The following is a 12,380-nucleotide window of genomic DNA, read 5'->3' as shown; positions in this document are numbered from 1 at the left end:
TCCATGCCTCCGCTGAACCACCCCGACGGCGAGTACGCGATCACCGCCGTCTACGCCGTCGCCGACGACGCCTGGTACCTGGAACTGGACCTGGTCGCCGAAGAGCGGACTCTGGTGACGGCGATCGTGCCCGACGAGGACCCCGCCAGGGAGCCGACGCTCTGCTTCGACTCGGCCGGGCCGCACCACGACATCCCGTACGAGGTCGTGCGGTGGTTCACGGGGCAGGTGGAGCGGGAGATCCGGTACGGGCGGGCATGGATGCGGCTGCGGCCCGAACTGGTCGAGGTCGTCCACCGGCTGCGGCAGGAACACCTGGGGGTGATCGGCGACGACGAGTTCCCCGGGGTCCTGGCGGAGACCCGCGCGCAGGTGCCGGAGGCCGATCTTCCGGCGGTACTCGTCGCCGCGTTCGGGCGGCTGCCGGACGGTACGACCACGGATTCCCTCGCCGTCCTGCTGGCGGCGGTCGACGGATCCGACACCGGGTCCGGCGGTTGAAAAGGGTTGGTGCGGGTGAGGGGCCGGGCGGCAGGGTGGGACGTATGCGTATCACCGAGTGCCGCGCGGAGGACATCGCCCTGCTCGACCGGCATCTCCCCTCGGGCGGGGCGACCTCGTTCCACACCCGGCGCTTCGCCCGCCACGCGGCGGGCACCAGCACGTATCTCATCGCCTGGTCGGCCGACGGCTCCGGCCCCGGCCGCCCGGTCGGCAACGCGGAACTCCGATGGACCGGCTGTACGGCCCCGGAGGTCCGGGCCGCCGTCCCGGACTGCCCCGAGATCAACGGCCTGCTGGTCGCCGAACCCCTGCGCGGCACGGGCATCGGCACGGCCCTGATCCACCACGCGGAACACCTCACGGCGGCCCGGTCCCTCGATCGGATCGGCCTCGGCGTCGACGACGACGGCAATCCGCGAGCCGCGAACCTCTACACCCGCCTCGGCTACCGCCCCACGGTCCGCTACCTCGACCGCTGGTCCTGTACGGACCTGTCCGGTACGGAACACCAGCAGGCGGACCCCTGTGTCTTCCTGGTCAGGGATCTCGGGGTGTGAGGGCGTCGAGGATGTGGTCGGGGCAGGTGACGCGCCCGGGGTGGACTTCGACGGGTGCGGTGGTGGTTCTCCGGCAGAGCAGGCATTGGGCGGTGTCGGGCTCGGGCGGCGGCTCGGTGAGGAGTCCGTCGCGGGTCACCGGATCCACGTCCAGGCCGGTCCGGGCCGGGCGGCTCGTACGGCGACGGGCCGTTCGAAGTGGAGCCCGTTCCGGGCGATGATCAGCCGTCGGGCGCCGGGCGGGGCGTTGGTTCCGGTGATGGTCGCGGTGGCCCGCTGCCGGAGGATGTTCTGGGCTTCGGCCCGGGTGGGGCTGGTCCAGGGCCGGACCACCACGATGACGGCGGGACGGCTTCGACGCGGCTTGAGTAAAGCCCGTACGGCGGCGATGAGGCTGGAGATAGGGTCACGCATACGACAGGTCAGCTCCTCTGAAGCTGGTCGGTTGAGCCCCGGGTGACCGCTGCACACGGTCGGTCGGGGCGTCTTTGGTTTCTGGGGTTGGGTGGTCCCGGCTCCGTGCCGCGGGGGACGGTTGTACGGAGCCGGGACCCGTTCCCGGGCCCGGGGCGTAGACCACCGAGCCCGGGAGGCTTTCACACGTGCCGTGGCCGTACCGGGGCCCGCTTACGCGGCTTCGGGCACTCGGGGTGCGCGTACAACGACGGCCGTGCCCCGGACGCCGAAAACCCGAGCATCAACAGCGTCTCCTCGGTCCGTTCAACCAACCGCTCGCAGTACACGCAGTACTCCGGAAACCCACCCAACACCGGACCGGGGACGCCGGTCACCGCACACCCCCGGCGGTCACGAGCCGGTACAGCGGAACGATCCCCCGGCCCCGCGCACACTCCGCGTGCCCGAACACCGGCCGCTGCCGCTCACCGGGAGCACCGGAGGCCATCCGGACGCAGGCGTCCGCGCCCGGCTCCCCGCACAGATCGCACACCCGTTGGCAGCGCTGATGATTCGACATGATTGCTCCCGGGCTGTCGCCGTTCAGGTACGAGAACAGGGTGCTGCTCTGGAAGCCCGGGAATGCTCACACATTTGTGAGCGTGTGGGGCGGTTCAGAGGCCGATCCACCGGGCCATGTGCCCGAGGGTGTCCGGTGTACGGCGGCTGAGGTGCACCAGGCCGGTAATTGTCTCCCGGGTGCCCGGATGGTGCCGGGTCTGCTCGGGAGCGATCCGGCGGGCCGTGGCGATGTGCTTCAAAGCGGCCTCGGGGCGCCCGGTCTCCATCTCGACACGTGCCCGGTCCACGAGGAATCGGGCCCGGCGGCTGATCACCGTGGACGGCGCCAATTTCATCTGCCGGGCCTTGTTCAGGGCGTCGTCGTACTGGCGCATGGCCACGGCGGCACCGAAGGCGTGCAGATCCGTATTGCGGTCTCCGAAGCTGAGCCAGTGGATCTCCGGGGCCTCGCCGCCCACCTGCCGGGCCAGCTCCCGGGCCTCGGACAGGTGATGGTCGACGGCGCTCTGATCCCCGGACCGTGCCGCCAGGGCGGACGCGCCGAGATGCAGCTGTCCGGCTACGGCCAGCGCCTCCCGGGAGGTCTCCCCGGTGAGAAGTTGATGGCCGCAGGCGATGAGCCGTGGCCCGATGGAACGGTCGCTCTCGGTCTTGTAGAGGAGCGCCCTCTTGTACTGGCGGATCGCCGCAAGGCACGGATCGGAGGCGCGTTCGGCGGCCCAGGCCATCCGGTCGAGGGCGATCCGCGACAGATCCGGGTAGCCGAGTTTGAGCGCGATGTCGGACGCCGTCCGGTACCCGGAACCCAACGCCTGCCAGGCGGCTGTGGAAGGCGCGTTGCGCACCACGAACGTCAGCTCGGTGATCAATACGGGCAGCGCCCCCGCCGCCTTCCGCAGATGCGTCGCCCGCACCTGCTGACACAACCGGTCCGCCTCGGCGCTCAGCGCCTCCACCGGCCGGGTCTCGACCACAGCACCGGGGCCGATGTCGTAGATGTCGAGCGCCAGCCGGACGCCGGCGAGTATCGCCGGGTCCGTATGGCTGTCACCGGTCCGCCCGGTCAGTACGGAGACCTCGACGCCGAGTGCGCGGGCCACCGCGCCGCAGAAGTCGGCCGTGGCGGGCCGGGCGCCGCACTCCACCTGGTTGAGAAGGCTGTAGGAGTACGGAATACGAGCCGCCAGCCCCTGCTGGGTGAGACCGGCCAGCCGACGCTGCTCCTTGATACGGAGCCGGATGAGATCGTCGTCATGAAGTGACATCGCGATGACTCCGTTTCTGACACCACCGGGAACGGTACGCGCCCACCACCGGCTTGGTCCTTCATTCGCCTTGATGTCCCCGGAACAGGTGGCTGCCCTGTGATCGGATGGCCCGTATGAAGACGATGTACCTGTTCGGGTCGGCGGCTCCGCCGGTCCTTCAGTTCCCCGAGGTGATCGCCTCCGCCCGGGAACGCGGCTGGGACGTCTGCGCGGGACTCACCCCGACCGCCGCCGACTGGCTCCACGACGAACTGCCCGGCCTGGAGCAACAGACCGGTCACCCCGTACGGTCCCGCTACAAACGCCCCGGCCAACCCGACGTCTGGCCCCGCGCCGATGTGATCCTCTTCGCACCCGTTACCGCCAACTCCCTCTCCTCCTGGGCGCTCTGCCTCACCTCGAACTTCGTCGTCGGCGTCGTCGCCGAGGCCACCGGCAAAGGCATCCCCGTCGTCGCCATGCCCTGCGTCAACGCCGCCTACGCCGCCCACCCACAGGTCAGCCGGAGCATCGCCGCACTGCGCGAGACGGGCGTCACCGTCCTGTACGGCGACGGCGGCTTCACCCCCAACCCACCCGGCGAGCGCCACCCCTACCCCTGGAACACCGCCCTCGACGCAGCCGAAGAAGCCGGCCGTACCGCCCGCCGATGACCGGAGAGGGAGCAGACCGGTGATCGAGGCCGAGTTGAAGGCCCGGGTGCGTGACCCGGAGGGTGTCCGGCGGCGGCTGGACGCGCTGGCCGTGGGTCGGGTGGAGGTGTACCGGGACACGTACTACGACACCCCGGACCATGCCCTGGACGCCGACGGCCGGGGACTGCGCGTACGAACCGTCCACAGTGACGCGGGCGACCGCGCGCTGCTCACCTACAAAGGCCAGGTGGCGGACGAGGACTCCGGCTCCAAGCCCGAGTACGGGTCCCGGGTGGCCGACCCGGACGCCGTCCACGGCATGCTGCGCGGCCTCGGCTACGTACCCCTCATCGCGTTCGAGAAGCACTGCCGCAACTACACCTTCACCGCCCGGGAACGGCCCGTGCTCGCCACCCTGGTCCGCGTACCCGAACTCGGGAACGACACCTTCCTCGAACTCGAAACACCCGCCGAGGAAACCGACCCAGGCCCTCGACACCGTACGAGCCGTACTGGCCGAACTCGGTATCCGGCCCGCCGACCACACCCGCGAGCTGTACACCGACGCCGTACACGCCAACCGTGTGACAACCGGCCCCGGACGGTGATGCCGTAGCCGCCGAAGCCGTACCGTCCGCTCCTGCCAGGGACATCAGCTGAGGGCGCGGCGCGGCGTGGGCGACGAGGCCGGTCATCTCACCGGGCAGTCCAGTTCCGGCCTGGCGCGGTTCGGGGAGCAGCACACCAGGGCCAGCGACAGATAGGAGGGGCGTTCGAGGTAGAAGCCGTGGGATACGTCCCCGCCGCGAGTCAGCCGGTCACAGGCGGAGGTGGGCAGCAGGGTCAGCCGGGTACTGTCCCGGTCCGACTCGGACATGAAGCGGGGCGCGTACTCGGTGAGGCGTTCCCCGAGCCATACGGCCGCTTCCTTCGGCTCCTGCCAGGTGCCGCGAACCAACGCCTCGGGTTTGATCAGCCAGTACGCCGTCTCCAGCGGCGGAAGGTCCACGACGGGGAACTCCGCCTTCACTTCCCTGTGCCGCCGGATCAGCTCCGGCCCGCCGTCCGCCGGGGGTGGGTCGGGGTACGGGGGACGTCGCAGCGCTTCGTCGTCGAACCGCTGCTTGGGGCCGGTCCACAGATAGCCGTGGTGATGCAACGTGCCGTTCCGATCGACGCGGGGCGGGAAGGCGGCGACCGGTTCCGGCCCTCTCGTGGGAGAGCCGGGACCGTCCGCCGAGGGGAGCGGTCGTCAGGCCGACAGACCGAACCGCGCCGGGTCGATTCCGGCCGCGTCCAGTTCGGCGGTCGTGAAGCGCAGCGGAGTCAGATCGGGGCGCTTGTGGTCGCCCAGGGCCCACGCGTCCGGGCCGATCTTCGCGAGTGTCGCGCAGGACTCGCCGTCCGGATGGGTATTGCCCCCGCACGCCTTGAGGAACTCGGCTCCGTCGATGGGCAGGCTGTACAGATCGATTCCGGGCATAGGGCTGTGCCTTCCTATGAGGGCGGGCGACGAGGCGACCTGGAAACAGGGCCATGTTCATTCTCGGACCCTCACCGAGGGGCCTCCAGCGCTATTCCCGTTGTCGGGTAAATATCCTGGACCACTCGTTCAGGAGTTCTGAGCACTCGTCTTCGAACACCGCGTACGACTCGTATCTATCGAAGTCCTCGCGGTACGCGGTTACATCGCGATGGTCGCGCAGAATCAACGCGCCGGTGCCGGTTTCCACCGTCGCCAGTCGCCGGTCGTAGACCGTGAAGGTATTCAGCGGCATCTCTGGGATCCGTCCTGCCAGTGGGATGACCCCGAGGCGGACATTCGGAATGCGAGAGACCGAAACCAGCCGATCGAGCTGCATCGCCATGGCGACAGGCGGGAGCAGGGGCCAGCGGACGGCCTGTTCCGTCAGCAGAAAGGTGAACGACTTCGACGAGTTGTAGAGGACGCTCTGGCGCTCCAGTTTCTTCGCGATGGTCTTGGACTGGTCCCCGGGAACGTCCGCGAGGCTGGCTCGGACGTAGTCCGGCGTCGCCAGTAGTCCGGTGATCGCCGAGAGCAGGAAGAACCGGAACTCGGTTGTGATCGCTTCGAGCCCGGCCAACTCGTTCTGCTTCTTGTCGAGGCCCCGGCGCCGGGAAGACCAATCGTCCTGCCACTCGATATTCGCCGTGCGAGCCAACTCGCGGAGCTGTGCGGCTGCCGGATCATCGGTATCGAGTGCCTCCAGGATCAGCTCAACGTCGACGAGAGCGGGAGTAAGCCTCCCGCTCTCGATATTGCTGATCTTGGTTTGTGACATGTTGCAGCGGCGAGCGAGCCAGGTCTGCGTCTTCCCGGCTCGCTTCCGCAGGATTCGTAGCGCTTCCGCTAGGTCCGATCTGGTCCGGCCCAGCCGTTCGGGCTCAAAGGTCAAGACCCTTCACGTACTCCTCGAAGGGCACGGACTCGGCTACCGCGATTCGCTGATAATCGATGAACGGGGTCACGTCGCCTTCGAATACCTCGCGGTTGATCTGCTTCCCGTCGGGTTCGTAGTTCATGAGCACGACTTCCGACTGGTCGAACATCCAGAAATCCTGGACCCCTTCGAGCGGGTTCGCCCGGTCGGTCACATCGAGAATGCGGATCCGCTCCCCGGCCAGGAGATGCGGCCGGTAGTACTGGGAGAACTCGAACCGCAGATACTCGGACAGCGGACGGGTGACGATATGGACCCGGCCCTGAACACGCCCCTCCGCAGCCTGTCGGCGGAGTCTGTCCGTGTACTCATTGCGGACTGTGGCGGGGTCGATCCGTGCCCCGTCGCGGAATGCCCGAAGCTCCTCGGCTTCCTGCGGCATGAGGTACTGCGGCAGGGTTTCCAGCCGCCATGCCTCCTGCCGGTAGTCCTCGAAGCGGGCAGCCCACTCCTCACCAGCCAAGAGCACTGACGGCCTCCCTCAGAACGGTTTCGGGGATCTCGACAAGTCCCTCCCCGTCCGGGGGGCGGAACGCCTTGGACACGTCGCCCTGGACGAGGATGGTGCCGGCAGCGGTGCGATACACGTTCGGGCAGTCGTTCTTGCCGCACGGCCCCCCGTGCCCGTTTCCGTTGCCGGTCAGTCGGATTAAGCCCTCACGAGCCATGGTGAAACCCCCTGTCCCGCGCCCCGCACGGGGCGTCACCCAGACCCTACGGAGAGGTACCGGTCGTCGTCCACGCGGTCCCGCCCGTATTCGCGTTGTCGGATAAAGAAGGCCCGGCGGCGGGGCAAGGGGGCCGCGCTGCCAGGGGTTCAGGAGATGGTCAGGGCCTCTGTCGGGAGGCCCTCGGGCGTACCGGTGAATAGCCGCCCCGGGCGCACCGGCGGCGACACCCCCGGTCGTTCGGGGACGGGACCCCGGCGCGCTGGATAGCCTTCGACGCGGCGGGCGGACGCGGGCGGGCGTACGGCAGGCGCTCCGGCCGGTCGCCGCGTAAACCGTCCGCCGTCCCACGACGTCCCCCGCCGTCGCTCAGCCGTCCGAACTCGAAGAGGAGTGCCCCATGGCCGCCACCCCGCTCACCGACGCCGAACTCGACCGGGCCCTGGGCGAGCTGCCCGGGTGGCGGGTCGAGGACGGCAAACTGACCGCCGTCTTCAAGATCGACCGGGGGGCCGTACCCGGGCTCTACGCGACCGTCGCCGCCGCCGAGGACGAGGCGAACCATCACGCCGTGGTGACCATCCTCTACGGCACCGTCACCTTCGGCCTGAACACCCACGACGCCGGGGACGCCATCACCGGACTCGACACCGCCATGGCCGCCCGCCTCACCGCCATCGCCGCCGAGCACGGGGCGACCCCGGCCGCCTGAGTCCCCCGTAGCGGCCGGGGCGAGCGGTCAGGAGAACTGGACCGCCGCGTACAGCGGGGCCGTGATCCGGGTGGAGAACTGCGGGCCGCCCAGATGGCGGACGCAGTCCGGGCCCAGCTCCTCGCGCTCGCGGCCCGAGGCGGCCATGAAGAGGCCCTGGGTGTTGACGCCGACGAGCGTGCCCGTGCCCTTCTTCGCGTCGAAGTCCGCCATACGCGGGCCTCCGCTGGAGCCGCCGCCCATGTCACATGAGCCCTGGACGGCGTACCCGCCGGTGATCACGAGCGGGTACGGAGTGCCGGGTCGCTACGCAACGCCTCGGCCGGCGGCCGTCCGGTGAGCCGCTGACGGGCCGCCGCCGGTCCCGGCCCCCGGCCCGGCCGCGCCGTCAGTCCGGCAGCGTCTCGTCCAGATAGCGCTGCACCGGCTCGAAGAAGCCGTACGGGACGTACGACGCCAGCTCCGCGCGCCCGACCCACGCCAGTTCCGCCAGGTCCTCCGGGTCGCCGACGCGGAGTGTGCCGCCGGTGACCTCGCAGGCCGTGTAGGTCATCCGGCGGCCCGTCGCCGGGTGGACGCGCTCGCCCAGGAGGCGGACCGCCGTGACGTCGAGGCCGGTCTCCTCCTTCGCCTCGCGGACGGTGGCCGCGCCGGGCGACTCGCCCGGCTCGATCTCCCCGGCCGGGAACTGCCAGGACAGCTCCCCCTCGCTCTTGCGGCGGCGGACCATCAGAAGTCGGCCCTCGTGGACGACGACCGCCGCCGCGATCCCCGGCCGGTTATCGGCTGCCGGTCGTGTCACTTCTGCTCCTCCAGGACGGCCAGTACGGGTGGAAAGATCGTATCGACCGGAATAAAGCGCGTCACCGAATTTATCGCGACCCACATGACGTCCATATTTTCGACGGTGTCCGAGTTCGTCGCCTCGCCCGTCAGGTATTCGCAGAGGAAGTATTCGCATACGACGCTGGTGACCGGGTGGAGCCGTTCCCCGAGCCGCCGCCGGACCCGGCAGTGCACCCCGGTCTCCTCCAGCGTCTCGCGGACCGTCGCCGCCTCCGGCCGCGCGCCCGGTTTGACGACGCCCGCCGGGAATTGCCAGGTGATACCGCTCTCCTGGCTGTCCCGTCGGCATACCAGCAGCACCGCGTGGTCGTGGATCACCACCGCGATCGCCACTCGCAGAGCCCGCGCCCCGAGCGGCCCCCGGACCCGGTCGCCGTCGCGTTCCCGCCCGGCCAGCAGGGCGAACCGCTGCCGGACCGCCGGGGTGGCCCGCTCGTGGACGGTGTCGAGCAGTTGCTGCATCTCCCGGCGGGGTACGACCCCGGGGTCCGCGTGCCAGCTCGCCACCGTCCGCACCCCGATGCCCAGTTGCGCGGCGAACTGCTCGTTCGTGAGGCGCAGCGCGGCCTGGAGGAGACAGGCGTACCGTCCGCTCCAGACGTCGACGACATCCACCCGCCCACGCCCCCTTCCGTGCCCTCGGCGTCCCCCGTCGTGGTGCAACGTCCGCACTGAAGGTGCACTCCGGCTGCACTGCCGCCGCATGGCGGGTCCGAGGGGCTCCGGAAAGAATGGTGCACACCGGAGGGGGCAGTCCCGTGAACGGTCCGATGGACGGGCCACGGAAGTGCCGGCTCCGGATGTCTTCCCGAATGCGAACTGTGCCGTGCGGTGGCGCTGCCGGTAACGGATATGATTTTAAAGGGGTTGCTGTGATCGATACCTCGGTTACCGCACTCTGGCCGGATAGCACCTTTCACATTCACATATGCATTCACAGCACACGTATTCGATCATGGGATTTCCCGCGGACCGGGAATCTGCTGACTACCCGTTCGGGTGAGTTTCCGCCGGTAGCCTCGGCACCGGCGGCCGTCGGGTCGTCACTCTGTCCGTGCACAGGATCGAAGGGACACCCATGGTTGAGGACCAGGCACATTCCGTCGAGCGCACACTCGTTCTGCTCAAGCCCGACGCCCTGGCGCGCGGTCTGGCGGGACGGATCATCTCCCGATTCGAGGACGCCGCACTGAAGATCGTCGGTACCAAGATGACGTGGATGGACGAGGAGTTCACCCGGCGCCACTACTTCGATCTGGAGGAGCGGCTCGGGGCCGAGGTCTACCGGTTCACGGCGACCTTCATGCAGCAGGGGCCGGTGATCGCCCTGGTGCTGGAGGGGTTCGACGCCATCGCCACCGTACGGAAGATCGTCGGCAGCACCTATCCGAACGAGGCCCCGTCGGGCACCGTCCGGGGCGACTTCTCGCACTACAGCGCCGCCGCCAGCGTCGCCTCGGGCAAGGCCGTGGCCAACCTCGTCCACGCCTCCGGGAACAAGGCGGAGGCGGAGCAGGAGGTCGCGCTCTGGTTCGAGAAGGACGAACTGCACGACTACAAGACGCTCGCGGAGATCTACACCTACTGAGTCCGGCACCCTCGGGCCGCCGGACGGTCGACTCCGGCGCCGGCTCGGGCGGCGCCGGAGCGTTCGACCGCGTCGGACGCACCACCGAGACCGCCGAGAGGGATCATGACCGACCAGACGCGTCCGGCCCCCACCGAGGAGCTGGAATCCGTCTACCGGGACGAGCTGTCGTCCGACCGGTGGGCCGCCGCCGAGACGTCGTACGCCCTGGCCGTACGCCACCGGGAGCTGGGCGACTGGCCCGAGTCCCGGGTCTGGGTACGGGCCTGCCTGCGGCTGCTGGACGGCTTCCCGGACCGGACGGAGGCGCAGGTCGCCACCCGCCGGACGGACGTCGGGGGCGTACCGCTGCCGACCTATCTGCACGAGGGGGTCGTCCGGGGGCGCTTCGGCGACCCGGGCCGCCCGGAGTAGCCGGAGCCCGCGTACCACCGCTTACCGCGTACCCGCCCCGGCCCGCGCACCACCGCCCCGCGCACCCGCCCCACCCATCCAGGTAATCCGCCGACCGGACCGGTTCCGACACCCCACGGAGCGGGTCCGGCGGTGCCGTCGTGCCCGAACGAGGAGGCGAGAGACCGTGCCCGTCGAGATCGAGATGCGCGCCCGTTTCACCCAGGACGTCCATGACCGGCTCGTCGCACTGCTGCGGCAGGGCGGCGACGACCTGGGCCCCGACGACAAGCTGATCCACTTCTACGTACTCCCCGACCAGCTGCTCAAGGTCACGGAGAACATCTCCGCCGGAACCGCCAAGATCAGCCTCAAGGAGAGCCGGATCGGGCGGGGCGCGGCCTTCCCCGAGACCGAGTTCGCCCTCGCGCCCGACGACATCCCCACCGCCGTACGGCTCTTCGACGCCCTCGGCTACGCGGAGACCCGGCACGAGGCGTACACCCGGCGCCACAACTACCGCTACGACGGCGTGGAGATCGCGGTCAAGTGGAGCGGGGCGTGGGGGCATCACGCCGAGTTCGAGGTACTGCTCCCCGACGGCGCGTCGGACGCCGCCCGCGCCGAGGCCGTCGTACGGATCACGGACGTGGCGGGCGCGCTCGGCGTGACCCTGATGACCGAGGACGAACTGGCCGCCTTCACCGCCGCCTTCGAGGCGGGGGAGCGACAACGGAAGGAGCGCGAGGAGCGGAAGGGGCGCGAGGCGGGCGAGGAGCGCCGGGGGAGCGGGGAGCGCGAGGAGAGCGAGCGGTGGGCAACGGGCATCCGATAGCGGTACGGCGACGCCAACGGGAGGGCACGGCACTGATGAGGACGTCTTCCACCCCCGGCAGCCTGGTGGAGCTGGCCGCGCTCCGGCGGCTCCCGGGCCACCAGTACATGGACCGGGCGACGGCGGAGTGGATCGCCGCACACCGGCCCGCGGCCCGGTCCCGATCGCCCCGGGCCGTGCTGCGGCCCGCCACCCGGGCGCTGGTACGCCGGGCCGGGCTGCCGTACGACTGGCTGGCCGAGCCCCGGCTGGCCGACTCGATCCACGGCGTACGGCACGGTCTGCGGACGGCGGCGCTGGCCGCCGTACTGGCCGAGGCGAGCGGGCTCGGCGCCGATGTCACGGCCCTGGCCGTGGTCGCGGCGGCCGTCCACGACTGCCGTCGCGGACACGACCGGGACGACCCCGGCCACGGGGCCCGGGCCGCCGACTGGCTGACCGCCCACGCGGACACCGTCTGGGACCGGTTCGGCCTGGGCCCGCCCCGCGCCGCCGACCTGTTCCGGGCGGCGACGGCGGTACGTCTGCACGACGTGCCGTACGGCGAGTTCGGCCCGGCGCCCGGGGGCGCGCCCGCCGGGCTCACCGGCCGGGACGCCCCGGGCGGCGGGAGCGGGGGCCCGCCTGCCGCCGGTTCGGGTGGCGTGTACGAGTCCGGGGCGTTCGCCGGTTCGGCTGCGGCGATCGGGTCGGGTGCGCCTGCGGGTTCGGGCACGGCGACCGGGACGGGCGTGGGCGACGGCTCCGGCGGCCCGGTGGCGGCGCGCGGTGCCGTGGTGCCGGGCCTGTCCGCCGGGTGGGCCGGATACGACCGCCCGGGCGGCTTATGGGACCCCGGCGGCCGTGACGGCCCCGGTGGGCCCGCCGGCCCCGCGCGGCCCTTCGCCGTGACCCTGGCGGCATGTATCCGACCGCGGCCCGTCGGTGGCTGGTC

At 70.5% G+C, this 12,380-nt stretch carries 20 protein-coding genes and 1 pseudogene; 9 read left to right on the top strand and 12 right to left on the bottom strand.

All coding sequences use genetic code 11. From position 1 onward, the window contains the following. The first annotated feature begins 3 nt into the window (after positions 1-3). Together ABZ714_RS17595 and ABZ714_RS17590 are read left to right on the top strand one after the other, a co-directional pair. Positions 4-501, top strand: coding sequence for a hypothetical protein (locus ABZ714_RS17595; RefSeq protein ID WP_358826129.1), 498 nt, complete (start codon positions 4-6; stop codon positions 499-501). 44 nt (positions 502-545) lie between these two features. After that, on the top strand, positions 546-1,061 hold the full coding sequence (locus ABZ714_RS17590; protein WP_358826128.1) for a GNAT family N-acetyltransferase: 516 nt from the start codon (positions 546-548) through the stop codon (positions 1,059-1,061). Here the strand turns inward: ABZ714_RS17590 and ABZ714_RS17585 are convergent. The 4 genes from ABZ714_RS17585 to ABZ714_RS17570 all read right to left on the bottom strand — a co-directional run bounded on the left by ABZ714_RS17585 (position 1,042) and on the right by ABZ714_RS17570 (position 3,304). After that, the gene (locus tag ABZ714_RS17585; protein WP_358826127.1) at positions 1,042-1,200 is read right to left on the bottom strand and encodes a hypothetical protein; all 159 of its coding nucleotides are present in this window, start codon (positions 1,198-1,200) and stop codon (positions 1,042-1,044) included. The two genes, ABZ714_RS17590 and ABZ714_RS17585, sit on opposite strands and share 20 nt — an antisense overlap. After that, positions 1,197-1,475, bottom strand: a complete 279-nt coding sequence (locus ABZ714_RS17580) for a hypothetical protein (RefSeq protein ID WP_358826126.1) — start codon at positions 1,473-1,475, stop codon at positions 1,197-1,199. The genes ABZ714_RS17585 and ABZ714_RS17580 overlap by 4 nt, the downstream gene beginning before the upstream one ends. A 373-nt stretch (positions 1,476-1,848) precedes the next feature. Continuing rightward, positions 1,849-2,037: a hypothetical protein gene (locus ABZ714_RS17575; RefSeq protein ID WP_358826125.1), complete on the bottom strand. Its 189-nt coding sequence runs from the start codon at positions 2,035-2,037 to the stop codon at positions 1,849-1,851. A 94-nt stretch (positions 2,038-2,131) separates the two neighbouring features. After that, on the bottom strand, positions 2,132-3,304 hold the full coding sequence (locus tag ABZ714_RS17570) for a helix-turn-helix domain-containing protein (RefSeq protein ID WP_358826124.1): 1,173 nt from the start codon (positions 3,302-3,304) through the stop codon (positions 2,132-2,134). 116 nt (positions 3,305-3,420) lie between these two features. Between ABZ714_RS17570 and ABZ714_RS17565 the strand changes: the two genes are divergently transcribed. Both ABZ714_RS17565 and ABZ714_RS17560 read left to right on the top strand, forming a co-directional pair. Further along, complete coding sequence (locus tag ABZ714_RS17565; RefSeq protein ID WP_358826123.1) at positions 3,421-3,960, top strand: flavoprotein; 540 nt, start codon at positions 3,421-3,423, stop codon at positions 3,958-3,960. A gap of 19 nt (positions 3,961-3,979) precedes the next feature. Continuing rightward, positions 3,980-4,558 carry a class IV adenylate cyclase gene (locus tag ABZ714_RS17560; protein ID WP_358826122.1) on the top strand — a complete coding sequence of 193 codons (579 nt, stop codon included), beginning with the start codon at positions 3,980-3,982 and terminating at the stop codon, positions 4,556-4,558. A gap of 75 nt (positions 4,559-4,633) precedes the next feature. Here the strand turns inward: ABZ714_RS17560 and ABZ714_RS17555 are convergent, their stop codons facing one another. The 5 genes from ABZ714_RS17555 to ABZ714_RS17535 all read right to left on the bottom strand — a co-directional run bounded on the left by ABZ714_RS17555 (position 4,634) and on the right by ABZ714_RS17535 (position 7,072). Then, positions 4,634-5,101 (bottom strand): hypothetical protein, encoded by a 468-nt coding sequence (locus ABZ714_RS17555; protein ID WP_358826121.1) that lies wholly within the window; start codon positions 5,099-5,101, stop codon positions 4,634-4,636. Positions 5,102-5,194: 93 nt separating this feature from the next. Continuing rightward, positions 5,195-5,425, bottom strand: a complete 231-nt coding sequence (locus ABZ714_RS17550) for a DUF397 domain-containing protein (protein ID WP_358826120.1) — start codon at positions 5,423-5,425, stop codon at positions 5,195-5,197. A 91-nt stretch (positions 5,426-5,516) separates the two neighbouring features. Then, entirely contained in the window at positions 5,517-6,359 is an 843-nt protein-coding gene (locus ABZ714_RS17545; RefSeq protein ID WP_358826119.1) for a helix-turn-helix transcriptional regulator, read from the bottom strand. Beyond that, a complete protein-coding gene (locus ABZ714_RS17540; RefSeq protein WP_358826118.1) occupies positions 6,349-6,873 on the bottom strand; it encodes a DUF6879 family protein in 525 nt (174 codons plus the stop codon). Before ABZ714_RS17540 ends, ABZ714_RS17545 begins: the two co-directional genes overlap by 11 nt. Then, positions 6,857-7,072 (bottom strand): hypothetical protein, encoded by a 216-nt coding sequence (locus tag ABZ714_RS17535; protein ID WP_358826117.1) that lies wholly within the window; start codon positions 7,070-7,072, stop codon positions 6,857-6,859. The genes ABZ714_RS17540 and ABZ714_RS17535 overlap by 17 nt, the downstream gene beginning before the upstream one ends. A 400-nt stretch (positions 7,073-7,472) precedes the next feature. On the opposite strand from ABZ714_RS17535, the gene ABZ714_RS17530 reads away from it, so the two are divergent. Further along, positions 7,473-7,784: a 4a-hydroxytetrahydrobiopterin dehydratase gene (locus tag ABZ714_RS17530; RefSeq protein WP_358826116.1), complete on the top strand. Its 312-nt coding sequence runs from the start codon at positions 7,473-7,475 to the stop codon at positions 7,782-7,784. A gap of 27 nt (positions 7,785-7,811) precedes the next feature. Here the strand turns inward: ABZ714_RS17530 and ABZ714_RS17525 are convergent. From ABZ714_RS17525 to ABZ714_RS17515, 3 genes and pseudogenes are all read right to left on the bottom strand, one after another. Continuing rightward, positions 7,812-8,033: pseudogene (locus ABZ714_RS17525) on the bottom strand (peptidase); the annotation flags it as partial. A 139-nt stretch (positions 8,034-8,172) separates the two neighbouring features. After that, entirely contained in the window at positions 8,173-8,586 is a 414-nt protein-coding gene (locus ABZ714_RS17520) for an NUDIX hydrolase (protein WP_358826115.1), read from the bottom strand. Then, positions 8,583-9,245, bottom strand: coding sequence for an NUDIX domain-containing protein (locus ABZ714_RS17515; protein WP_358826114.1), 663 nt, complete (start codon positions 9,243-9,245; stop codon positions 8,583-8,585). The genes ABZ714_RS17520 and ABZ714_RS17515 overlap by 4 nt, the downstream gene beginning before the upstream one ends. A gap of 463 nt (positions 9,246-9,708) precedes the next feature. Here ABZ714_RS17515 and ABZ714_RS17510 point away from each other — a divergent pair, with 463 nt between their 5' ends. The 4 genes from ABZ714_RS17510 to ABZ714_RS17495 all read left to right on the top strand — a co-directional run. Then, positions 9,709-10,218, top strand: a complete 510-nt coding sequence (locus tag ABZ714_RS17510; RefSeq protein WP_358826113.1) for a nucleoside-diphosphate kinase — start codon at positions 9,709-9,711, stop codon at positions 10,216-10,218. A gap of 105 nt (positions 10,219-10,323) precedes the next feature. After that, positions 10,324-10,632: a hypothetical protein gene (locus ABZ714_RS17505; protein WP_358826112.1), complete on the top strand. Its 309-nt coding sequence runs from the start codon at positions 10,324-10,326 to the stop codon at positions 10,630-10,632. 166 nt (positions 10,633-10,798) lie between these two features. Beyond that, positions 10,799-11,446, top strand: a complete 648-nt coding sequence (locus tag ABZ714_RS17500; protein ID WP_358826111.1) for a hypothetical protein — start codon at positions 10,799-10,801, stop codon at positions 11,444-11,446. Positions 11,447-11,481: 35 nt separating this feature from the next. Then, a partial coding sequence (locus tag ABZ714_RS17495; RefSeq protein WP_358826110.1) for a hypothetical protein occupies positions 11,482-12,380 on the top strand: 899 nt, incomplete at its 3' end.

Origin of the sequence: Streptomyces sp. NPDC006798, assembly GCF_040635975.1 — a bacterium.
Classification (GTDB): domain Bacteria; phylum Actinomycetota; class Actinomycetes; order Streptomycetales; family Streptomycetaceae; genus Streptomyces.
The sequence above is the reverse complement of the archived record's forward strand: the minus strand, read 5'-3'. Positions and strand labels throughout refer to the sequence as shown.

Coding starts and splice junctions, on each gene's coding strand:
- ABZ714_RS17530 (WP_358826116.1), top strand. CDS start 7,473: ATGGCCGCCACCCCGCTCACCGACGCCGAACTCGACCGGGCCCTGGGC.
- ABZ714_RS17565 (WP_358826123.1), top strand. CDS start 3,421: ATGAAGACGATGTACCTGTTCGGGTCGGCGGCTCCGCCGGTCCTTCAG.
- ABZ714_RS17590 (WP_358826128.1), top strand. CDS start 546: ATGCGTATCACCGAGTGCCGCGCGGAGGACATCGCCCTGCTCGACCGG.
- ABZ714_RS17595 (WP_358826129.1), top strand. CDS start 4: ATGCCTCCGCTGAACCACCCCGACGGCGAGTACGCGATCACCGCCGTC.
- ABZ714_RS17510 (WP_358826113.1), top strand. CDS start 9,709: ATGGTTGAGGACCAGGCACATTCCGTCGAGCGCACACTCGTTCTGCTC.
- ABZ714_RS17580 (WP_358826126.1), bottom strand. CDS start 1,475: ATGCGTGACCCTATCTCCAGCCTCATCGCCGCCGTACGGGCTTTACTC.
- ABZ714_RS17550 (WP_358826120.1), bottom strand. CDS start 5,425: ATGCCCGGAATCGATCTGTACAGCCTGCCCATCGACGGAGCCGAGTTC.
- ABZ714_RS17570 (WP_358826124.1), bottom strand. CDS start 3,304: ATGTCACTTCATGACGACGATCTCATCCGGCTCCGTATCAAGGAGCAG.
- ABZ714_RS17505 (WP_358826112.1), top strand. CDS start 10,324: ATGACCGACCAGACGCGTCCGGCCCCCACCGAGGAGCTGGAATCCGTC.
- ABZ714_RS17575 (WP_358826125.1), bottom strand. CDS start 2,037: ATGTCGAATCATCAGCGCTGCCAACGGGTGTGCGATCTGTGCGGGGAG.
- ABZ714_RS17535 (WP_358826117.1), bottom strand. CDS start 7,072: ATGGCTCGTGAGGGCTTAATCCGACTGACCGGCAACGGAAACGGGCAC.